This window comes from Luteibacter anthropi, assembly GCF_011759365.1.
GTDB lineage: Bacteria > Pseudomonadota > Gammaproteobacteria > Xanthomonadales > Rhodanobacteraceae > Luteibacter > Luteibacter anthropi.
The window spans coordinates 161,241-181,436 of the sequence record NZ_JAARLZ010000003.1; the positions used below are offsets into that span (position 1 = coordinate 161,241).

The 20,196-nt window shown below is 66.1% G+C and carries 22 protein-coding genes; 6 read left to right on the plus strand and 16 right to left on the minus strand.

Translation table 11 applies throughout. The annotated features are described in order from the left end of the window. Nucleotides 1–2: 2 nt before the first annotated feature. From HBF25_RS06150 to HBF25_RS06200, 11 genes are all read right to left on the minus strand, one after another. Entirely contained in the window at nucleotides 3–968 is a 966-nt protein-coding gene (locus HBF25_RS06150; protein WP_341778047.1) for a PIG-L deacetylase family protein, read from the minus strand. Nucleotides 969–1,027: 59 nt separating this feature from the next. Beyond that, nucleotides 1,028–1,966, minus strand: coding sequence for a DNA polymerase III subunit delta' (holB, locus tag HBF25_RS06155; RefSeq protein WP_166947082.1), 939 nt, complete (start codon nucleotides 1,964–1,966; stop codon nucleotides 1,028–1,030). Between the two features lie 73 nt (nucleotides 1,967–2,039). Next, nucleotides 2,040–3,071, minus strand: coding sequence for an endolytic transglycosylase MltG (gene mltG / locus HBF25_RS06160; protein ID WP_166947083.1), 1,032 nt, complete (start codon nucleotides 3,069–3,071; stop codon nucleotides 2,040–2,042). After that, on the minus strand, nucleotides 3,068–3,901 hold the full coding sequence (gene pabC, locus HBF25_RS06165; protein WP_166947084.1) for an aminodeoxychorismate lyase: 834 nt from the start codon (nucleotides 3,899–3,901) through the stop codon (nucleotides 3,068–3,070). Before pabC ends, mltG begins: the two co-directional genes overlap by 4 nt. Further along, the gene (locus HBF25_RS06170) at nucleotides 3,898–5,244 is read right to left on the minus strand and encodes an aminodeoxychorismate synthase component I (RefSeq protein WP_243853097.1); all 1,347 of its coding nucleotides are present in this window, start codon (nucleotides 5,242–5,244) and stop codon (nucleotides 3,898–3,900) included. The genes pabC and HBF25_RS06170 overlap by 4 nt, the downstream gene beginning before the upstream one ends. A 2-nt stretch (nucleotides 5,245–5,246) precedes the next feature. Next, on the minus strand, nucleotides 5,247–6,545 hold the full coding sequence (gene fabF, locus HBF25_RS06175; RefSeq protein ID WP_166947085.1) for a beta-ketoacyl-ACP synthase II: 1,299 nt from the start codon (nucleotides 6,543–6,545) through the stop codon (nucleotides 5,247–5,249). Between the two features lie 149 nt (nucleotides 6,546–6,694). Next, nucleotides 6,695–6,934, minus strand: coding sequence for an acyl carrier protein (acpP, locus tag HBF25_RS06180; protein WP_045827801.1), 240 nt, complete (start codon nucleotides 6,932–6,934; stop codon nucleotides 6,695–6,697). Nucleotides 6,935–7,124: 190 nt separating this feature from the next. Next, complete coding sequence (fabG, locus tag HBF25_RS06185; RefSeq protein ID WP_166947086.1) at nucleotides 7,125–7,868, minus strand: 3-oxoacyl-ACP reductase FabG; 744 nt, start codon at nucleotides 7,866–7,868, stop codon at nucleotides 7,125–7,127. A 27-nt stretch (nucleotides 7,869–7,895) separates the two neighbouring features. Next, nucleotides 7,896–8,837: an ACP S-malonyltransferase gene (gene fabD / locus HBF25_RS06190; protein WP_166947087.1), complete on the minus strand. Its 942-nt coding sequence runs from the start codon at nucleotides 8,835–8,837 to the stop codon at nucleotides 7,896–7,898. Nucleotides 8,838–8,981: 144 nt separating this feature from the next. Further along, a complete protein-coding gene (rpmF, locus tag HBF25_RS06195) occupies nucleotides 8,982–9,176 on the minus strand; it encodes a 50S ribosomal protein L32 (protein WP_144910343.1) in 195 nt (64 codons plus the stop codon). Between the two features lie 18 nt (nucleotides 9,177–9,194). Then, the gene (locus HBF25_RS06200; protein WP_341778048.1) at nucleotides 9,195–9,635 is read right to left on the minus strand and encodes a YceD family protein; all 441 of its coding nucleotides are present in this window, start codon (nucleotides 9,633–9,635) and stop codon (nucleotides 9,195–9,197) included. A 223-nt stretch (nucleotides 9,636–9,858) separates the two neighbouring features. Here HBF25_RS06200 and HBF25_RS06205 point away from each other — a divergent pair, with 223 nt between their 5' ends. Next, the gene (locus HBF25_RS06205; RefSeq protein WP_166947089.1) at nucleotides 9,859–10,305 is read left to right on the plus strand and encodes a hypothetical protein; all 447 of its coding nucleotides are present in this window, start codon (nucleotides 9,859–9,861) and stop codon (nucleotides 10,303–10,305) included. Further along, nucleotides 10,302–10,892, plus strand: a complete 591-nt coding sequence (locus HBF25_RS06210; protein ID WP_166947330.1) for a Maf family protein — start codon at nucleotides 10,302–10,304, stop codon at nucleotides 10,890–10,892. The genes HBF25_RS06205 and HBF25_RS06210 overlap by 4 nt, the downstream gene beginning before the upstream one ends. An 8-nt stretch (nucleotides 10,893–10,900) precedes the next feature. Here the strand turns inward: HBF25_RS06210 and HBF25_RS06215 are convergent, their stop codons facing one another. After that, on the minus strand, nucleotides 10,901–12,406 hold the full coding sequence (locus HBF25_RS06215; RefSeq protein WP_341778049.1) for a glycosyltransferase family 39 protein: 1,506 nt from the start codon (nucleotides 12,404–12,406) through the stop codon (nucleotides 10,901–10,903). 116 nt (nucleotides 12,407–12,522) lie between these two features. Between HBF25_RS06215 and HBF25_RS06220 the strand changes: the two genes are divergently transcribed. From HBF25_RS06220 to HBF25_RS06235, 4 genes are read left to right on the plus strand one after another with little or no spacing between them, the layout of a single operon-like run. Continuing rightward, nucleotides 12,523–13,464 (plus strand): AAA family ATPase, encoded by a 942-nt coding sequence (locus HBF25_RS06220; protein ID WP_166947091.1) that lies wholly within the window; start codon nucleotides 12,523–12,525, stop codon nucleotides 13,462–13,464. After that, entirely contained in the window at nucleotides 13,464–14,414 is a 951-nt protein-coding gene (locus HBF25_RS06225) for a DUF58 domain-containing protein (protein ID WP_166947092.1), read from the plus strand. Before HBF25_RS06220 ends, HBF25_RS06225 begins: the two co-directional genes overlap by 1 nt. Continuing rightward, nucleotides 14,411–16,393, plus strand: coding sequence for a transglutaminase TgpA family protein (locus HBF25_RS06230; RefSeq protein ID WP_166947093.1), 1,983 nt, complete (start codon nucleotides 14,411–14,413; stop codon nucleotides 16,391–16,393). The genes HBF25_RS06225 and HBF25_RS06230 overlap by 4 nt, the downstream gene beginning before the upstream one ends. Nucleotides 16,394–16,437: 44 nt before the next feature. Then, on the plus strand, nucleotides 16,438–17,022 hold the full coding sequence (locus HBF25_RS06235) for a Slp family lipoprotein (protein ID WP_166947094.1): 585 nt from the start codon (nucleotides 16,438–16,440) through the stop codon (nucleotides 17,020–17,022). A gap of 146 nt (nucleotides 17,023–17,168) precedes the next feature. On the opposite strand, the gene HBF25_RS06240 is transcribed toward HBF25_RS06235, so the two are convergent. From HBF25_RS06240 to dnaX, 4 genes are read right to left on the minus strand one after another with little or no spacing between them, the layout of a single operon-like run. Then, nucleotides 17,169–17,513, minus strand: coding sequence for a histidine triad nucleotide-binding protein (locus HBF25_RS06240; protein ID WP_166947095.1), 345 nt, complete (start codon nucleotides 17,511–17,513; stop codon nucleotides 17,169–17,171). Nucleotides 17,514–17,530: 17 nt separating this feature from the next. Further along, nucleotides 17,531–18,133 carry a recombination mediator RecR gene (gene recR / locus HBF25_RS06245; protein WP_166947096.1) on the minus strand — a complete coding sequence of 201 codons (603 nt, stop codon included), beginning with the start codon at nucleotides 18,131–18,133 and terminating at the stop codon, nucleotides 17,531–17,533. 10 nt (nucleotides 18,134–18,143) lie between these two features. After that, nucleotides 18,144–18,467 carry a YbaB/EbfC family nucleoid-associated protein gene (locus HBF25_RS06250; protein WP_166947097.1) on the minus strand — a complete coding sequence of 108 codons (324 nt, stop codon included), beginning with the start codon at nucleotides 18,465–18,467 and terminating at the stop codon, nucleotides 18,144–18,146. Then, nucleotides 18,464–20,167, minus strand: a complete 1,704-nt coding sequence (dnaX, locus tag HBF25_RS06255; protein WP_166947098.1) for a DNA polymerase III subunit gamma/tau — start codon at nucleotides 20,165–20,167, stop codon at nucleotides 18,464–18,466. The genes HBF25_RS06250 and dnaX overlap by 4 nt, the downstream gene beginning before the upstream one ends. Between the last annotated feature and the right edge of the window lie 29 nt (nucleotides 20,168–20,196).

The following is a 20,196-nucleotide window of genomic DNA, read 5'->3' on the forward strand; positions in this document are numbered from 1 at the left end:
AGCTAGGCCGGCTCCCGCGCCACAAGCCCGGAAGCCGCGTCATCGCGACACGCCCAGCCATAATGGTCGTGAATCCATGGAGTTGCGAGATCGGCCGTCAGCTTGACGAAGGCAGGGCCGGGCACCTGACGCAACGGCAGCCACCAGGCGCCCTCCCGATGAGCCAGTGGCGCCTTGTGCCAGGGCCAGACCACGCTACCCTCCCCGTCCGCGAGCAACAGGCGCAGGCGCATCCGGGCCAGATGGCCGGGGCGCCACGGCAATCGCAGGGCAGCCCCGCCCGTCGCGGGCTTCGCAGGACCGAAGCACTCGGGGCGTCCGGCCATGGCCAGCATGCGGCGCTCGCTGAGGATGAGCTGGGAGCGGTGTTCGCGCATGGCCGCAAGGCGGATGTCCCGGCTGCCGGCACTGGCGCCCGGCTCGTCGAACGTCATCCGGTGCCCCCCATCGCTCCGGCCATGCACCATGTAGGTCAGCACTCGGGCAGGGCTGCCTGCTTCCCAGAGGGCCAGCCGGGCAAGCACATGGGCTGCGCCATGGTCGGGATGACTGTCCGCCAGGTCGGGCATGACCACCAGGCCGGGCCTCACCCGGAGGATCACGTCGCGGACGGCATGGACGGCCGGCCCGTGCCGGAAACGAAGCGCATCGGTAAGCCCCATGTCGGGCCAGCCAAGGGCATGCAGTTGCGACTGCCCCAGCCCCAGCCGGGCCATGGCGGCCAATACCTCGCCCCGACGGCGACGTCCCCAGTTTGCCCTGTCCTTCGCCCGGATGAATACGCGGCGCTCTTCCCAGCGCTGGGGCCAGGGATTGTTGTCACCGTCGGTAAGCAGCAGCACATCGGCCGAACCACCCTGCGCAAGCACATGCCGGATCAGCGCCCCGGCACCGAGGGTTTCGTCATCGGGATGGGGCGCAACCACCAGCAGGCGGGTCCGCGCATCGATGGCAGGAGCAGGTGTCACGGTAGGGCCTTCATGAAAGCGCAGGCCCGAATAGCGCCGGGAACGACGTCAAGGAGACGTCAACGCCACGCGGCGATCAGTTCGAGCAGGACCAGGTCGGTCCGCAAGGGACCACGCAGGGCCTCGCGGGCCCGGTTGGCCTTGCCGTACCAGGCGTCCAGCGTCTCGTCGTCCAGCCGGCTTTCCAGCGGAGCGGCCGAGCCGGAGGCCCGGGAACGGAGTTCGTCGGTGGCCGCCTGGGCAGCGAACCACAGGTAGCGCTGCGGATCGGCGGCCTGCCAGCGCTTGATGACTTCCATCGCATCGCCGCGACCGGAGGCCAGTGCCTTCAGGTCGTTGCGCACCTCGGTGCGCTGCTTCAGGGCACCATCGGTAGCCCAGGCGCGGGCCATGCCGGGATTGCCACCGGCCGCGTCCAGGGCCACCACCGGATCGGGGGTGCTCAGCGAGCGCAGCCAGGCCAGGGATTGCTCGCGGGTGGGCACCATGAAGTCGATGCGCTGGCAGCGACTGCGGATCGTGGCGGGCAGGCGCGCCGGTTCGTCGGCCACCAGCACCAGCAAGGTGGCCGGCGTGGGTTCTTCCAGCGTCTTGAGCAGCGCGTTGGCGGCGGCGGCGTTCATGGCATCGGCCGGATCGATGGTGGCCACCTGCCAGCCACCAAACTGGCTGACCATGGCCAGCTGCTGGGACAGCTCGCGTATCTGGTCGACCACGATCTCGCTACGAGTGGCGCCGTCCTTGCGCAGGCCGAAGGAGAGGGAGATCACGTCGGGATGGGTACCCGCGGCGATCAGCTGGCAGCTGCGACAGGTGCCACAGGCTTCACCGTCCTCCGTGGGATGCTGGCAGAGCAGCCCCTTCACGAAGGCGGCCAGGAATTCGCGCTTGCCCAGCCCGGCCGGCCCGGCCAGCAGCAAGGCATGCGGCAGGGCGTCCCGCTGCCGGCGCGACTGGAGTCGCGCCCAGGCGTCGGCATGCCACGGACGTGCGATCACGCGACGGCTCCCATCGACAGGCCTGCCGGATCGGCAGCGTCGAGGACAAAGAATCGGCCACGCAGGGTATCGGTCACTTGCATCGCTTCAGCTGGTAGCAGGCCACGGCCCGGTTGTGTTCGTCGAGGGTAGCGGAGAACACGTGGCTACCATCGCCGCGGGCGACGAAATAAAGCTCCTTGCCATCGGCCGGATGCAGCGCCGCCAGGATTGCCGGTCGCCCCGGAAGGGCGATGGGCGTCGGCGGCAGGCCGACCCGGGTGTACGTATTGTACGGGGTGTCCGTGGTGAGGTCGCTCTTGTGGATGTTGCCCGTGTACGAGGCGCCCATGCCGTAGATCACCGACGGATCGGTCTGCAGCAGCATGCGCTGTTCCAGCCGGCGCACGAAGACGCCGGCAATGCGCGGCCGCTCGTCCGCCCTGCCCGTCTCCTTCTCCACGATGGAAGCGAGAATCAGCGCCTCGTATGGCGACGCCAGCGGCAGGTCCTTCGCCCTGCCCGGCCATGCGCCATCCAGGAACTTGTCCATCGCCGCGCGGGCGCGCTTGAGGATGGCCGACTCCTTGTCGCCTTTCACGTAGGCGTAGGTTTCGGGCAGGAAGCGTCCTTCCGGGTCTTCACCCTCGGTGCCGAGGCGCTTCATCAGTTCAGTGGTGTCGACGTCAGCGAGGTCGTGATCGATGGTGGGCACGGCATCCAGCGCGCGACGCAGGTCGGCGAAGCTCCAGCCATCGACGATGGTGAAGTAACGCTGCAAGACCTTGCCATTGGCCATGTCGCCGATGAGATCCCGAGGCGTCATGCCTGCACGCAGCGCGTACTCGCCGGCATGCAGTCGCCCCGAGGCCTGCATCTGGAATGCCAGTGCGCGCCAGTACAGGTCGGAGTTGCGGGTGATGCCACGCTCGCGCAGCGCGCCCACGATGTCCTTGAACGACATGCCACGGGCCACCTCGATGCTCTGCCCCGGCCCGGGCACGGCCAGTGGGCTTCGCGCAAAACGCGCCCAGTCGTACCAGAGCCAGCCACCGGCGGCGATGGCCGCGATGAGCACTGTCAGCAGGGCGACCCGCCAGGCGACGAGTCCACGAACCTTGATCACGTGTCAGATCCTTCATTCCAGGGCAACGACAGCCCGAGGCCGCGCCAGTGCGTCTGCAAGGCGCGGGTCAGCGGACCGGGCGACCAGGTGCGGCCGGCAAATGCCCGAACGGGAAGGATGCCGCGAACCGCCGACGTGAGGAAGACCTCGTCGGCCTTGACCAGTTGTTCCAGCGAGACCGCTTCCACCCGCACCTGACGGCACGCCATGACTTCGGCCCGGGCTACGCCAGCCACGCCGCAGCGATCGACAGGCGGCGTCACGAAGCGCCCGTCCAGCACGACGAACAGATTGGCAGCAGTAGCGCTGATCACATTGCCGAAGAGATCGCGCATCAGACCTTCGCTGCGCGACGTATCGGACCATTCGGCCCGCGCCAGCACCTGCTCCAGTCGATTGAGATGCTTCATGCCCGCCAGCAATGGCTGGTCGCCGTAGCGCGTGTCGCAAAGGCGGATCGCAATACCCTGCTCATGCGCCGCCCTATCCAGCACCAGGGGCGACGACGCCACGACGATTGTCTGCCGGGGCTCGGCAGGCGAGGCGTATCCACGCTCGCCCGGGCCACGACTCAGGGTGATCCGCACGACGGCATCATCGAGCCCGTCGCAAAGCCGCATCACTTCCGCGTGCAGGCGTTTTTCGTCCGGATGTGCCAGATGAAGACGTGCGCACCCGTCATGCAGGCGCGACAGGTGCCGGTGCCACAACGGTGCGTTTCCATGATGGACGCGAACCGTCTCGAACAGGCCATCGCCATAGGTGAAGCCGCGATCGGTGGCACTTACCATCTCCGCGTCGATGAAGTTCACCGAACGACGCATCGTCATGCCACACCAAATATGCGCAGCAGGCCGCGCGCCTTGGCGCGGGTTTCATCCAGTTCTTTTTCTGGCACCGAGTCGGTGACGATGCCCGCACCGGCGCGAAGGGATACCGTCTTGCCTTCCGCCGTGAGCGTTCGGATCAGGATGTTCAGATCCATGTCGCCGTTGTTGTCGAGATAACCGAAGGCTCCCGTATAGGCACCGCGAGGCTCGTTCTCGATGTCGCCGATGATCTGCATGCAACGGACTTTCGGGCAGCCCGTGATGGTGCCGCCGGGGAAGGTTGCAGCGATGACGTCGCCCGGTGTCACGCCTTCGCGCGCGCGACCGCGCACATTGGACACGATGTGATGAACGTGTGCGTAGCTTTCCACCACCATCAGTTCATCGACCTTCACGCTACCCGGCACGCTCACGCGACCGAGATCGTTGCGCTCCAGGTCGATGAGCATGACGTGCTCCGCGCGCTCCTTCGGATGCGCGGTGAGTTCGCGGATGCGCGCTGCATCATCGTCGCCGGGAAGGCGCGGGCGCGTACCGGCAATAGGTCGCGTCTGGAGTACGCCATCGCGGGATTCCACGAGACGCTCCGGTGACGAACTGACGATGGCCCAGCCGGGACGTTGCAGCATGCCGGCAAAGGGCGCGGGATTCGCGCTGCGCAATGCGCGCATGAGTGCCGCAGGCCTGGGCGCTTCTTCAAAACGGGCCACCCAGCGGCGCGACAGGTTTACCTGGAAAACGTCGCCCGCACGAAGGTGTTCGTGGATGCGCAGCACGCCATCGATGAAATGTCCGGGCTCGTCTTCGTCCACGACGACCGGCAAGGGAAGATGCAGGTCGGGCAAGGACTGGGCGATGTCGGCCTCAAGCCGGTCGAGCCATGCCTCTTCGCCTTCTTCGGCGATCAGGATGGTGAGCCCTTCGACATGATCGACGATCGCCGCAGCGGGTGTGCGGAGGGCGCATGCCACGGGCACCTCACCGCGACTGCGTGGCAATGCAAGCGACGGCTCGATCTGGCCAACCACCTCGTAACCGAGATAGACGAACCAGCCACCATGGAATGGCAGGCCGTCATCCACGCGCGGACGATGCAGCGATGACCACCGGCCATCGAGCGCGGCAAGGAAACTGCCGTCGACGGACTGGCCCTGCTCATCCACGAGCGAACCATCGTTGCGCAACGTCAGCGAAGCGTCGCCGCCGGCAAAAAGGATGTCGAAGCGTGCCTGCGGCGTACCGGTCACGGCACTGGCCAGCAGGGCTGGATAGCGCTTCGGATATGACGCGGCCGGCGCGAGGAGATCGCGCCGGCCGGCCAGGGTTCGCGTAACGAAAGCCAACGTCAGGCGCGACGGAAGACGAGCGTACCGTTGGTGCCGCCGAAACCGAAGGAGTTGGACATGGCGACCTGGAGGTCGGCCTTTTCCGCCTTGTTCGGCACGAGGTCCATGCCCAGCGCCGCGACTTCCGGATCGACGTTTTCGAGGTTCATCGTCGGCGGGATGATGCCGTCGCGAAGCGCCAGGATCGAGAAGATGGCTTCCACGCCGCCGGCCGCACCCAGCAGGTGACCGGTCACCGACTTGGTGGAGCTGACCGCGAACTGCCCCTTCTTCGTGGCGTGTTCGCCGAAGACGTTGCGGATGGCCTTGGCTTCGCCAAGGTCGCCCACCGGCGTGGACGTGCCGTGCGCGTTTACGTACTGCACGTCTTCCGGCTTGAGGCCGGCATCGTGCAGCGCGTTGCGCATGGCCAGTTCGGCGCCATCACCGCTGGGTGCGGTGATGTGGTACGCGTCGCCGCTCATGCCGAAGCCGACGATCTCGGCAAGGATGTTGGCACCGCGCGCCTTGGCGAATTCGTATTCCTCGAGCATCAGCATGCCGGCGCCGTTCGACAGCAGGAAGCCGTCGCGGTCGGTGTCCCACGGACGGCTGGCGTGCGTCGGATCGTCGTTGCGCGTGGACATGGCCTTGGCCGAGCAGAAACCCGCCATGGCGGTCGGCGTGGTGGCGAATTCCGCACCGCCTGCCAGCATCGCGTCGGCATCGCCGTACTGGATGAGGCGCATGGCCATGCCGATGTTGTGCGCGGCCGTGGTGCATGCAGACACAAGAGCGATGTTCGGGCCCTTCATGCCGAGGTAGATCGACAGGTTGCCGGCCACCATGTTGATGATGGAGCTGGGCACGAAGAACGGGGACACCTTGCGGGGGCCCTTGTCGCGCAGTTCGACGGACGTAGCTTCGATGGTGTGCAGGCCACCGATACCAGCGCCGGCTGCAATGCCGATGCGACCGGCATTTTCGTCGGTGACCTTCAGGCCCGACTGACGGAACGCATGCACGCCCGCGACGATGCCGTAGTGGATGAACGGATCCATCCGCTTGAAGTCCTTGGCGATGGAGCGCCTTTCATCGTCCGGCGCATCGGTGCCTGCGAAATAGGCTTCCACAGGATCGAAATCGCGAACTTCGCCAGCGATGTTCGTGGCGTACTTGCTCCAGTCGACGCCCTCGAGGGGCTGGATGGGTGCAATACCGCTCACACCATCGACGACATTCTTCCAGGCGGTGGCGAGATCGTTGCCGACCGGCGACAGGATACCCATGCCGGTCACTACCACACGTCGCTTACTCATGTGCTCTCATCCTTTGTTGCTTCCGCGCAACCATACGCGAGCGCAGGTTACGAAATGCGGAAACGAAAACTGCGCCATGATGGCGCAGCTTCCGTGTCGCTCGGAGATCGACGGGAGGCCATGCCTCCGATCGACGACCATTGGTACGATCAGGCCTTGACGTGAGCCTTGATGTAATCGACAGCCTGCTGGACCGTCGTGATCTTCTCGGCTTCTTCGTCCGGGATCTCGCACTCGAATTCTTCTTCGAGGGCCATCACGAGCTCGACGGTATCGAGCGAGTCGGCGCCCAGATCGTCCACGAACGAGGCGTTCGCAGTGACTTCATCTTCCTTGACGCCCAGCTGTTCAACGACGATCTTCTTGACGCGCTCTTCGATGGTGCTCATGTTGCCTTAACCTCCCGAGGGGAAAATCCGGCGGCATTGTAGTGGCTGAGGCATCGGCCCGCCAACACGCCGCCGTGACGTGGATAACGCCCGGACCAAGATGACACCGGACGCGAAATGACGATTGTCTCTCAAAAATGGGCCGGTGGCGACACCCCCGGCCCATGCCGCCCCGTGGGGCGGGTGCCCGTCAGGGCATGTACATGCCACCGTTGACGTGCAGCGTCTCACCGGTGATGTACTTCGCCGCCGGAGACGCCAGGAAGGCCACGGCCTCGGCGATGTCCTCGCTCTGGCCCAGGTGGCCCAGGGCGATACCCGACAGGAGCGCCTCGCGCTGCTCTTCGGGCAGGGCACGGGTCATGTCGGTGTCGATGAAGCCGGGCGCCACCACGTTCACGGTGATGCCGCGCGAACCAATCTCACGGGCCAGCGATTTCGAGAAGGCGATGATGCCGGCCTTGGCGGCGGCATAGTTGGCCTGTCCCGGATTGCCGGTGATGCCGACGACCGAGGCGATGCTGATGATGCGACCCTTGCGGGCCTTCATCATGCCGCGCATGACGGCCTTCGATGCACGAAACACCGAGGTGAGGTTGGTATCCATGATGGCGCTCCAGTCCTCTTCCTTCATGCGCATGAGGAGCTGGTCGCGGGTGATGCCCGCATTGTTCACGAGGATGGATACGGCGCCGGATTCCTTGCCGATCGCATCGATCAGTGCATCGATGGATGCGCCGTCGGTGACGTTCAGCATGCGCCCGTGTCCGCCGTGCGGAGCAAGACGCTCGCCGATGGCCTGCGCACCGCTTTCGCTGGTGGCAGTGCCATACACGGTGGCGCCGAGGGCAGCGAGGCGATCGGCGATCGCGGCACCGATGCCGCGGCTCGCACCGGTGACCAGGGCGACTTCACCCTTGAGGGAATGGGTCATGGGAGTTTCCTTGCGGATGAAAGGGGGTCAGCCAGCCACGGCGGCGTCGAGTTCGGCGGGGGCGCCGATCGCCTTCGCCTCGACCGACTTGTCGATGCGCTTGATAAGGCCCGCGAGCACCTTGCCCGGACCGCATTCCAGCGCCTGGGTGATGCCGTTCGCAACCAGGGCCTGCACGCATTCGGTCCAGCGCACCGGCAGGTAGAGCTGGCGCTGCAAGGCGCCACGGATATCGTCGAGCGAGGCATGCACTTTCGCATCGGCATTCTGCACGACGGGGATCGAAGGCATCGTCCACTCGATGGCGGCCATCCTTTCGCCAAGGCGGTCGGCAGCATCACGCATGAGCATGGAATGCGAAGGCACGGACACGGCAAGCTTCACGGCCTTCTTCACACCCAGCTCGGCCAGGCGGGCCAGCGCGCGATCCACGGCCTCGGCATGACCGGCGATGACGAGCTGTCCGGGGGAATTGAAATTGGCCGGGGCCACGATCTGGCCCTGGGCGACTTCTTCGCAGACCTGGGCGATCTGGGCGTCGTCACCGCCAAGGATGGCGGCCATGGCACCCACGCCCGCCGGCACGGCGGCCTGCATGAGGCGGCCGCGCTCGGCGACGAGGCCGGCGGCATCCTTCAGGGAAATGGCGCCGGCGGCGACGAGGGCACTGTATTCGCCCAGGCTGTGACCCGACAGATAGGCCGGCCGCTGGCCGCCCTGCTTCAGGTACACACGCCACACGGCCACGCTGGCGGCCAGCAGGGCCGGCTGCGTGTTCTCGGTGCTGTTGAGTTTTTCTTCGGGGCCGTTCTGGCTGATGTCCCAGAGATCGACACCCGCCCCTTCCGACGCCTCGTCGAAGGTGGCTTTGACTTCGGGGTGGGCAGCGGCCAGGTCGGCGAGCATGCCGACGGACTGCGAACCCTGGCCGGGGAAGACGATGGCGAGCGAGGCGCTGGTTGGGGACATGCGTAGCGGTTCCGGGGACTTCAAACCGCGCATGGTGCCAGCAACCCATGGGCGAATGCACCATTCGCGTGGGTTTGGTGGCTTTCAGAAACGCAAAACGGCGCGTTTCCGCGCCGTTTGCCGAATCGTCCCTTTACGGGAAGATCAGTCTTCGACTTCCACCGCACCGCGGGTGTCGATGACCTTCTTGCCGCGGTAGTAGCCATCCTTGGTCACGTGGTGACGCAGGTGGACTTCACCGCTGGTCGGGTCGGTCGACAGCTGAACGGTCTTCAGCGCGTCGTGCGAACGGCGCATGCCGCGGGTGGACGGGGTCTTGCGGCTCTTGGCAACGGCCATGGCGAATCTCCAGCGAAATTACTTCTTCATGAGTTCGCGGAGCGCCGCGAACGGGTTTTCTGTCGTTTCCGACGGCGGGACTTCGTCCTCGTCGGGTCCAGTCGTATCTTCGGGCAACTCGTAGTCCGGATTGACCGGAACCAGGGGCAGCGCCAAAAGCAGTTCATCTTCGATCGTGGCCAGCGGATCCAGCTTGCCGTCCTGCTCGAGCAGGAGCGGTTCGTAGCCGGGCGGAAGCGAGGCTTCCTCACGCTCTTCGACGATCAGCCCAAGGCGGGTGTCGACCTCCACCGGAAGCGCGAAGGGCTCCAGCGAACGTTGGCACACCAGCATGAGCGTTGCCCGGGCACGCACCGCCACATAGGCGACACTGAGTTCGTCCCGACCGAAATCGAGCTCATAGGTTACGTCACCCTCGGGCGACGCGACCACCTCGCCGAGGCGCCTGAGCGCCGACACGGGGAGCTGACCCTGGAACGAACGCCGCGCACGAACTTCGCGCCAAGCGTCCACGGACGATGGCAAAGTCACGGACATAATCGCGAAATGGTAGGCACCAACATCCCTGAAGTCAACCGGTTAGGCCGGTCAAAGGTACTTTTGCGCCTTTTGGCGGCTTTCGGGCAGACTCTTTGCCCGGCCGGCAGTTTGCCGTAGCGCGCCCCCAGGGGGAAGAGGCAGCGTGTTTTCCTTTGTTTATTATGCACTTGTGGCCGCCATCCTGGTGACCCTGGCTTTCTGCGCCTGGGTGTTCCGCCATCAGCGCATCCGGCGACGCCGCGGCGCCCTGCAGGACCTCCACGACCACGCCGACCGCCTGGAAGCCGATCTCAAGGATTGTCGCGACCGGCTACAGCGTGCCCACGCCGTGATGTCCACCCACCCCGAACTGCCCGCCAGCGGCGAGGTGGAGGCCCGACAGGCCGTGGATTCGGGCCTGCGCGCCCTGCTCAGCCAGCGCCTGTGGATCCGCGACAAGGCGCCCGCCGCCAGCCAGCGCGAACTCGACGATGCAGTGAACGCGCTGGTTCGCGCCCGCGAGCGCCTGGAACCACGCCTGCGCGCCCTCGACGATGCGCAGGCGGCCCTCGATACTGCCGTGCGCGAACACATCCACAGGGACTTCTGATCTTGGCCACGCCCCCGACCGTCATCCTGGCTTCCACGTCGCACTATCGCGCCGGCCTGCTCCGCCGTCTGCTCGAACATTTCGAACAGGCCTCACCGGGCACCGACGAGGATCACCGTACCAACGAAGCCCCCGCCACACGCGCCGCGCGCCTGGCCGAAGCCAAGGCGCGGGCGGTGGCATCATCAAGACCGGGGACCGTGGTGATCGGCTCCGACCAGGTCGCCGACCTGGCCGGCACGGTGCTCGACAAGCCGGGCACCGTGCATGCCGCGCATCGCCAGCTGGCCGCCAGCTCAGGGCGCGAGGTGATCTTCCATACCGCAGTGTGCGTCATCGACGCCCAGGGCGACGCCCTGCTGCATGTGGACGAAACACGCGTGAGTTTCCGCGAACTGACCCAGGCGGACATCGAGCGTTACGTCGAACGCGAACGACCGCTCGATTGCGCAGGCAGCTTCAAGTGCGAGGGCCTGGGCATCGCGTTGTTCGAGAAGATCGTCAACGAGGACCCGACCGCCCTCGTGGGCCTGCCGTTGATCGCTACCTCGCGACTGCTGCGCAAGGCCGGCATCCCCCTGCCCTAGATCGCCACTCAGCGGCTGGACGCGCGCCAGGCGGCCATCCATACGATGCACTGGTCGGGCGGCCCGGCATCGGATCGTGCGGCGCGCGCCCTGGCCTCGTACAGCGCGATGCGACGACGTCCGTCGAACAGATCGGCTCTTGCCAGCGGCCGGATGATCTCGACCCGCGAACAGATCGAATCCAGCCAGTCTTTCGTTTCGCGCTCGCGCAGGGCGGTTTCGTCCACTGCCAGTAGTAGCCGCTTTCCGGCCTGACCATGCAAGGCCGATTCATCGAGACGCCAGCTGGCAAGTTGTGGCGCCCGTCCGTGCTTGACGTTGAGTGGACTGTCCAGCGAATAGATGGCGCGCGGGCCACCGAGCTCGAAGCGCAGTTCCGCCGCGAGCATGAAGTTGTCGGCCACCACCAGCGCGCCGCTGTCATGCAGCAGTTCGTTGCGCACGAGTGTGCCGCTCTCACGCCAGCCGGTGAAGTTCGACGGGAAAGCCTTTGCATTGGCAAGCACCCGTGCGCCATTCGTAGAAGCCGCCAGCCCGAGGTAGACGAATCCGCCACACAGTCCTGCAAATGCCAGCGCAAATCCCACGACGGCAAATCGTCGCCACGCGCGCCCCGCCCCCGCCAGCTGCGCGGGCAGCACGGCACACAGCAACAGATAGCCCGGCAACGGCCAGTGCGCACGGAAACGAAGATCGTCGGCAAAAAGGCCCAGCACGAAGTAGCCGATGATGAAGGTACCCGCGATGACTGCCACCAGGTCGCCTGGTGCACGCTCACGTCCCACCCATGCACGCCACAACGACCAGAGCAGTAGCAACCAGGCCAGTGGCGTGCATGCGATGGCCTGCTCCAGCGGCTGCACCAGCGCATCCGCATGGAAGCTCCACGGGTTGCGCTCTACCAGCTGAAACGCAACGCCCGCGCCGTGCGATTGCAGGTTGTAGAGAAGAATGGGAACGAGCCCCAGCGTTGCGATACCCAGCGCAAGCCACAGCCCGCTGTTGCGCCAGCAGGCCCTGCCCCGCGGTGTAGCCAGGAGAAACACGAGGCCCGCCAGCATGGCCATGGCCGCGCGATAGTGCGTGGCCCATGCAAGCGCCAGCCCCAGGCCGAGCGCAATCCAGTCATTCCAGCCGTCGCGATCCAGCGCATTCGCAAGCCCCTGCGCTGCCAGAAGGATCGCGAAGGTCAGTGGCACATCCGGCAACGCCAGCACACCGAGACTGCCCGCCAGCGGCAGGCAAAGGGCGAGCATGCCGGCCTGCCAGCCCGCAGCATCCCCGCCATGGGTGCGTGCCAGCGCGCGTACCTGCCACGGAATCACCGCCCCGATGAGCAGGAACGGCAGACGCATGGCAAACAGGCCATGGCCGAAGACCAGCTCGGAGATGCCGATAAGCCATGCCGTCATCGGCGGCAGGTCGCTATAGCCCCACGCAGGCGAGAGACTTTCCTGCCAGTAGAAGGCTTCGTCACCAAACGGCGACAACAGGCATGCGATCACCCATCGCACGACGAAGGTCGAAACGAACAGGATGAGGAATGCGCCTCGCCAGGCGCTCGCAGGCGCCGCTACACTCGACCGCTCACCCATCGACAGGACCCGCCCCCGGGGCGCACGTTCCGATCATGTCAGCTACGACTCCGCTCAACGATGAAATGCTCCGGCATCGTCTCGATGCCGCGCTTGCGCAGGTCAATGGCGTACTGCTGGGCAAACCCCGACAGGTGAAACTCGCCTTTGCATGCCTGCTGGCCGGTGGCCACCTGCTGCTGGAAGACGTACCCGGCGTCGGCAAGACCACGCTGGCACATGCACTGGCCGCCACCTTCGACCTCGATTTCCAGCGTATCCAGTTCACCAGCGACCTGCTTCCTTCCGACATTATCGGCGTCAGCGTCTACGAACGGGAGACCGCCGAGTTCCGCTTCCACCCGGGCCCCATTTTCACCAGCCTGCTGCTCGCCGACGAGATCAACCGCGCCACGCCGAAGTCGCAGAGCGCCCTGCTCGAAGCGATGGCGGAAGGCCAGGTCACCGTCGACGGCACGACGCATACCCTGCCCCGGCCCTTCTTCGTCGTCGCCACGCAAAACCCTCTCGATCTGGCGGGCACCTTTCCTCTGCCCGATTCGCAGCTCGACCGCTTCATGCTCCGCCTCAGCCTGGACTACCCCGACCCGGTCGCCGAGCGTGCACTGCTGACCGGCGAGGATCGCCGCGACATGATGGGTCATCTCAAGCCCCGCCTCGATGCTGCCTCCATCGCCCAGCTGCATGCTGCCGTACCCGCGGTCACCGCCAGCGGCAGCCTGCTGGATTACCTCCAGGCCCTGCTGGGTGCCAGCCGCAAGCACAACGAAGTGCGAGTAGGCTTGTCACCACGCGCCGGTCTTGCCCTGCTGGCGGCATCGCGCAGCTGGGCGCTGCTCAGCGGGCGTACCTACGTTATCCCGGAAGATGTGCAGGCCGTGTTCGTACCGGCGGCAGCCCATCGCCTGGTGCCAGCCCGCAGTGCCCACCGTGAGGCCATTGCCCGCGCCATCCTCGCCGATACCGCGGTGCCCTGATGAACCGGCGCGGCCTGCTTGCCTGGGCGGAGCGACGCCTGCCGTCGCTTACCCGGTTGCGTGCACGGGAGCCGCTGCCCATCCATCTGCATCGTCGGCGCATCTATATCGTGCCGACGGGGTTTGGCATCGGCTTCTCGGTGCTGCTGGCCGTGATGCTGGTCGGCGCGCTCAACTACACGAACAACGCAGCGCTGATGCTGACCTGCCTGCTGGGCGCCGCCGCCGTGGGCAGCATGCTGGTGGCCTTTCGCACCCTCAACGGCCTGGTCATCGGCAGCCTGCGCTCGGACAGCGTCCACGCCGGTGAACCGGTGCGGGTGTCGCTGGACGTCTCGGCGTCGCAACGCATCCGGACCGCCATACGGCTGGATGTGGAGGGCAAGGAACATGTCTTCACCGTGCATCCGGGGAAGCCCGTCCCTGCCGAATTCCAGCTCGACACGTCCTTTCGTGGCTGGCAGCCCCTGCCACGCATGCGGCTGCATACCCGCTGGCCCATGGGACTGTTCCGCGCCTGGAGCTGGCTGCATCCCGAGCGTGCCGTCCTGGTATACCCGCGTCCGGAGGCCTTCGGACCGGCGCCGGCCGTTCCCAGTGGTGATGCCGATCGCGGTCGCCCCCGACCCGGTGACGAGCTGGCGGCGCTGCGCGAATACCGCGCGGGCGACCCGCGCCGGCAGATCGCCTGGAAGCTGAGCGCCCGTCATCATGGCCTGCTGGTCAAGGATCTCGAACAGCCCGCGCCTCGCGAAGACTGGCGCCTGGACTGGGACGCCATGCACGGACTCGACGACGAATCACGCATCGCCCGCCTGGCTCGCTGGGTGGATGAGGCCCGTGACACCGGCAGGCGCTGGAGCCTGCGCCTGCCCGATGCCTTCTTCGATATCGCCCAGGGCGACGAGCATTACCACCGCTGCATGACGGCCCTTGCCCTGCACCCATGATCGGATTGTTCCGCTCCCGCCCATCCCCCAGTGAGCCGACGATCGGCCGACACGCGTTCGATCTGTTGTGTCTCACCATGGGCTTCGTGCTGCTCGTGCACGCAGCGCATCTTCCGTGGTGGCTGACCGCCGGACTCGGCATCGTGCTGTTTCTTCGCTGGCAGCATCGACGCAGCGGAGGTGGCAAGGTTACGGCGCTGATCCGGGTTCCCCTGCTAGCGCTGCTGCTTGGCGGCATCATCGCGCACTACGGCACGTTGTTCGGGCGCGATCCAGGCAGCGCCTTCGCGGTGGGGCTGCTGGTACTGAAGCTCCTGGAAAGCGAGCGCCTGCGCGATGCGAGGGTCGGCATCGCGTTTGCCTGCTTCGGGCTGATGAGTGCCCTGCTGTTCGACCAGGGACTCATCGCCAGTGCCTTCGTCAGCCTCGGACTGCTGCCCGCCCTGGCGACGCTACGATTGCTCGAAGACCCTGACGCAGACACCCATCGATGGCGCGCCGCATGGCAACCCGTCGTACTCGCCCTGCTCGCATCGGTGCCGCTGGCGGTCTTTGCATTCTTGTTCGTTCCACGCCTCGGCAGTCCGTTATGGGGCACGCCTGACAGCGGCCAGGCCACGACGGGACTCTCCGGGCGCCTGTCGCCGGGCAACATGCTCGACCTGATGACCGACGATACGCCGGCACTGCGGGTCACCTTCGACGGAACACCGCCGGCCAATAACCAGCGCTATTTCCGCGCCTACACCATGCAGTTTTTCGACGGCACCGAGTGGACGCCGGGATCGCGTGCAACCCGACGACCGCCTGCTGCCGCCGACTACGGGCACCGCATCGCTTACCACGCATCGATCGAACCGACTCACGATCGCATCGTCCCGATGCTGGACCTCCCGACCATGGCCCCGCAGGACGCCGTGCTGCGCCCGGATCACACCGTGCTTGCGAATCGTCGCATCGACGACGTGATGAGCATCGCAGCGATGGCCGCCACCGACTATCGCTTCGAAGCCTCGCTGGACGACGACGTACGGCAGGACAACCTGCAACTGCCTCTGCGTACAGGGCCCAAGGCACGCGAACTCGCAAGTTCATGGGCCCAACGCTTCGGCAGCGACCACGCCGCCATCGTGCAAGCGGCACTGGCCCTGTTTCACGACAGCTTCTCTTACACGCTCGCCCCCGATCCCCTGGGCGCCGATCGCATCGACGATTTTCTTTTCCAGACAAAGGCAGGCTACTGCGAGCACTTTGCGTCGAGTTTTACCTTCCTCATGCGTGCCGCCGGCATACCCGCGCGTGTCGTCACGGGATATCAGGGTGGCTACTGGAACAGCAGCGCCGCTTATCTGCTGGTGCGTCGTTCGGACGCACATGCGTGGTCGGAAGTATGGCTCGAAGGACGAGGCTGGGTCCGCGTGGACCCCACCGCCGCCGTTCGCCCCGAACGGGTCGAGCTCGGCGCAGCTGCGGCAGCAGGAAGCCAGCGCGATGGATGGCTGGATATCGGCTGGATTCGCAACTTGCGGAACCGCTGGGATGTCGTCAACCAATGGTGGAACCGGGGCGTTATCGGCTTCGACAGCTTGCGTCAGCAGAGCCTGCTCCAACCCTTCGGAGTCGACCGCGCCGACGTGACCGACCTGGCCGTGGTCCTGGCCATCGGTTGCTCGCTGCTGGTCGCCATCGCCCTGGGCTGGGCGGTCTTCCAGCGACGTGAAGGCGACGCACTGGATGCGTGGATGCGACGTCTCGAGCGCAAGCTCGCACGGGCTGGCGTCGTTCGTCGAACCGGTGAAGGTCCGAAGCATTTCCTCGCCCGTGCGGCCCGCGCCCTGCCAGCCCAGCGAAATGCCTTGGAAAGGTTGAACGAGCTTTACTTGCGGTCGCGCTACGCCCACGACGAACCGCCGCCTGAATCGATCAGAGCATTCGGACACGCGGTAAGGGAATTAAGTGCGCGCCGCGTGGTCAAATAAGGGGCATGGCGTCGGCCGTGCCCGGTGCCTCTGGGAGATGTGACATGTCCATGTTCAAACCGCTGGCTCTTGCCGCCGCGACTCTGGCTCTTGGCGCCTGCGCCACGGTGCCGCAGCCGCTGCAGGGCCAGTTCAACGATGTATCCACCGCCGGCGCCCAGCAAGGCGGCGCCCCTGGTGCCAAGGTCCGCTGGGGCGGCGAGATCATCAAGACGGAGCCGGGTCCGCAGCAGACCTGCTTCTACGTGCTCTCCGAACCGCTCGACAGCGAAGCCCGCCCCACTGCCAGCAAGCAGGACACCCAGGGCCGCTTCGTGGCCTGCCGTGATGGCTTCTACGATCCGGAAGTATTCGTCCGTGGTCGCGAGATCACCGTCACCGGTACGCTGCATGGCGCCATCACGCAGAAGGTCGGCGATTTCGACTACGCCTATCCGCGCGTCGAGGCCGATGTGGTCTACCTGTGGCCGAAGCGCGTTCCGGTGAACCGCTACCCGCCAGGCTTCTACGACCCGTTCTGGGGTCCGGGCTGGGGCCCGGGCTGGGGTCCGTACTACGGCCCGTGGGGCGATCCGTTCTGGTACCGCCCACGCACGATCATCGTGCCGCGACCGGTTCCGCATCGCTGATCGATCCGCAAGAAAAAGCCGGCGAAAGCCGGCTTTTTCTTGCTGTTTCTGTAGGAGCGCGCCTTGCGCGCGACCGGGTGTGCGGGAATGATCAAGTACATCGCAACACCCGGTCGCGCGCAAGGCGCGCTCCTACAAATGCCGGGTCAGCCCGGTGGCCAGGTCATCTGGCGGCCCGCCAGCAGATGCACGTGGATGTGATACACCGTCTGTCCACCGTGCGAGTTGGTGTTGATCACCGTGCGGTAGCCATCCTTCGCAAAACCCTGCTCCCTGGCGTACTCCGCCGCCGCAAGCAGCAGCTTGCCGAGCAGTTCGGCATCCGCCGGCGCCGCATCATCGAGCGTGGCGATCGCCCGCTTCGGGATAAAGAGCACATGCACCGGAGCCTGCGGATTGAGATCGACGAAGCCCAGCACGTCACCGTTTTCAAAAACGATGTTGGCTGGAATGTCGCGGCGGATGATCTTGGCGAAAATGGTATCGGTCATGCGGTTTCCTTGCGTATTCAACCAAGCGACTGACGACTGCCGAACGCATGCGCCAGCGTGCCCCTGTCGACGAATTCCAGCTCGCCGCCAAGCGGCACGCCATGGGCCAGGCGTGTGGCGCGGATGCCCGCCGCCTTCGCCAGCTGCCCGATGTAGTGCGCGGTGGCTTCGCCTTCCACGGTCGGATTGGTGGCGATGATCATTTCCTCCACCTCTCCTTCCGCCAGGCGTTCGACAAGCAGCGGAAGGCCCAGCTCGTCCGGACCCAGCCCATCCAGCGGTGACAGGCGGCCGAGCAACACGAAGTAGTGCCCGCGATAGCCCGTGGCCTGCTCGATGGCGGCGAGATCCGAAGGCGACTCCACGATGCACAGCACCTGCTTGTCGCGGCTGCTGCTGGCGCAGAGCGAGCACACCGGCGTCTCGCTGAAATTGCGGCAACGCGTGCAGTTACCCACGTCACGCATCGCCGTTTCCAGCGCGGATGCCAGGCGCATGCCTCCCTGCCGCTCGCGTTCGAGCAGGTGGAAGGCCATGCGCTGGGCACTCTTCGCACCGACACCCGGCAGGCAGCGCAGGGCATCGATGAGTTCGCCGAGCAGTCGGGAGCCGTTGCTCATCGACGTATCTTCAGAACGGCATCTTGAAGCCGGCGGGCAGGTTCAGCCCGGCGGTGACGCCACCCAGACGGCTACGGCTGAGTTCGGCGATCTTGTTCACGGCATCGTTGATCGCAGCGGCGACCAGGTCTTCGGCCATCTCCGCATCGTCGGCGAAGGCCTGGCGATCGATGTGCACCGAGCGCACTTCGTGCCCACCGGACATCGTGACGGTGACCAGGCCGCCACCCGCGCTGCCGGTGACTTCCGTCTTCGCCAGTTCTTCCTGCGCACGCTTCATTTCGTCCTGCATGCGCTGGGCCTGCTGCATCAGCTGACCGATTTGACCTTTCATGTTCCTGGCTCCACGGGTTTGATCGATTGGGGGATGACGCGCGCGTCGAATTCGCGCTTGAGCGTCTGTACGAGCGGATCGGCCTCCATGGAGGCCTCCGCATTGGCCTGGGCATCGCTGGCGGCCTGTGCACGGCGCTCGGCCGGCGTGGCGAGGTTGCCTGCGGCAGCGTTACCGCCGGCGTCAGCGACGAAGCGGAAGCGCACGCGGTGACCCAGGGCCTGCGAGACTTTTTCTTCCATCTGGCTGGTGAGTGGTTCCACCGCCAGATGCATGTGCGAGGGCTGCAGCGCCAGCACCATCGATTCGCCTTCGATGCCTCGCAGCGAGCAGTTCTGCGCCAGCTGGCCGATGGGGCCGCGCAGGTTGGCGCGCTCCACCACGTCATGCCAGTCGGGCAGGCCGTCCGGACCAGTCGCCAGGGGGCGTGGCGGTGCGGCCGGAGCGGGTGCGGAGACCGGAGCCGCAGCGACCGGCGCGGGCGCCGGAGGCGCCTGCCGCTGAACCGGTGCAGGGGCGGGGGCTGGCGCGGCGACGGGGGCGGCACGTGACGGAGCCGCCGCTACGGCGGGTACGGCCCTTGGCGCAGGCCCCGGAGGTGCGCTGACGGACGCATCGGATTCCGAGGGGCGGAATGCGTACATGCGCAGCAGCACCATCTCGAAGCCGATGCGCGCATCGGGCGCCATCGGCAGTTCGCGACGGCCCGAGGTGGCGATCTGGTAATAGAGTTGGACGTCTTCCGGCGTGAGGCGTTCGGCCAGGCTGGCCAGCCCCTCGTCGCTTTCCTCGCCCCGGTAGCCCGGCACGAGCTGCATGAGCTGGATGCGATGAAGCACGGTCGCCAGATCATCGAGCACGCCGCCGAAATCGGGCGAGAACGAGGCGATGCGGTCGGATTCGGCCATCAGCGCCGCGCCGTCGCCCGCGGCGAGGGCGTCGAGCACACCCAGCACCTGCCCGCGCTCGACGCTGCCGAGCATGGCGCGCACGTCGCCGGCACGCAGCGCGCCGCCCCCATAGGCAATGGCCTGGTCCAGCAGCGACAGGCCGTCGCGCAACGAGCCGTCGGCCGCATGGGCCAGCTCCACGATGGCCTCGTCTTCGAACTCGATGGCCTCGGCACCGAGGATGTGACGCATCTGCCCGGAAATCTGCTCGGGCAGCAGGCGCTTCAGGTTGAACTTCAGGCAGCGCGACAGCACCGTCACAGGCAGTTTCTGCGGGTCGGTGGTGGCCAGCAGGAATTTCACGTGCGGCGGCGGCTCTTCAAGCGTCTTCAGCAACGCATTGAATGCCGGCTTGGAGAGCATGTGCACCTCGTCGACGAGGTAGACCTTGAAGCGACCGCGGGAAGGCGCGTACTGCGCGTTCTCGATCACCTCACGGACGTCGTCGACACCGGTGTTGCTGGCCGCGTCGATTTCCAGCAGGTCGACGAAGCGCCCTGCATCGACGGCCGTGCAGACGGCGCACTCACCACAGGGATCGGCCGATTCGCCCCGTTCGCAGTTGAGCGACTTGGCGAAGATGCGGGCGATGGTGGTCTTGCCGACACCTCGCGTACCCGTGAACAGGTAGGCATGGTGCATGCGACCGGAGTCGAGCGCGTTGGTAAGCGCACGGACCACGTGTTCCTGCCCGACCAGTTCGGAGAACTTGCGCGGGCGCCACTTGCGGGCGAGGACCTGATAGGACATGCGGATTACCTTGGGACGACTGTCGATTG

Coding starts and splice junctions, on each gene's coding strand:
- pabC (WP_166947084.1), bottom strand. CDS start 3,901: ATGACGATGCGTCGTTCGGTGAACTTCATCGACGCGGAGATGGTAAGT.
- HBF25_RS06230 (WP_166947093.1), top strand. CDS start 14,411: ATGATCGGATTGTTCCGCTCCCGCCCATCCCCCAGTGAGCCGACGATC.
- HBF25_RS06220 (WP_166947091.1), top strand. CDS start 12,523: ATGTCAGCTACGACTCCGCTCAACGATGAAATGCTCCGGCATCGTCTC.
- HBF25_RS06235 (WP_166947094.1), top strand. CDS start 16,438: ATGTCCATGTTCAAACCGCTGGCTCTTGCCGCCGCGACTCTGGCTCTT.
- HBF25_RS06225 (WP_166947092.1), top strand. CDS start 13,464: ATGAACCGGCGCGGCCTGCTTGCCTGGGCGGAGCGACGCCTGCCGTCG.
- fabD (WP_166947087.1), bottom strand. CDS start 8,837: ATGTCCCCAACCAGCGCCTCGCTCGCCATCGTCTTCCCCGGCCAGGGT.
- HBF25_RS06240 (WP_166947095.1), bottom strand. CDS start 17,513: ATGACCGATACCATTTTCGCCAAGATCATCCGCCGCGACATTCCAGCC.
- recR (WP_166947096.1), bottom strand. CDS start 18,133: ATGAGCAACGGCTCCCGACTGCTCGGCGAACTCATCGATGCCCTGCGC.
- acpP (WP_045827801.1), bottom strand. CDS start 6,934: ATGAGCACCATCGAAGAGCGCGTCAAGAAGATCGTCGTTGAACAGCTG.
- HBF25_RS06250 (WP_166947097.1), bottom strand. CDS start 18,467: ATGAAAGGTCAAATCGGTCAGCTGATGCAGCAGGCCCAGCGCATGCAG.
- dnaX (WP_166947098.1), bottom strand. CDS start 20,167: ATGTCCTATCAGGTCCTCGCCCGCAAGTGGCGCCCGCGCAAGTTCTCC.
- fabG (WP_166947086.1), bottom strand. CDS start 7,868: ATGACCCATTCCCTCAAGGGTGAAGTCGCCCTGGTCACCGGTGCGAGC.
- rpmF (WP_144910343.1), bottom strand. CDS start 9,176: ATGGCCGTTGCCAAGAGCCGCAAGACCCCGTCCACCCGCGGCATGCGC.
- fabF (WP_166947085.1), bottom strand. CDS start 6,545: ATGAGTAAGCGACGTGTGGTAGTGACCGGCATGGGTATCCTGTCGCCG.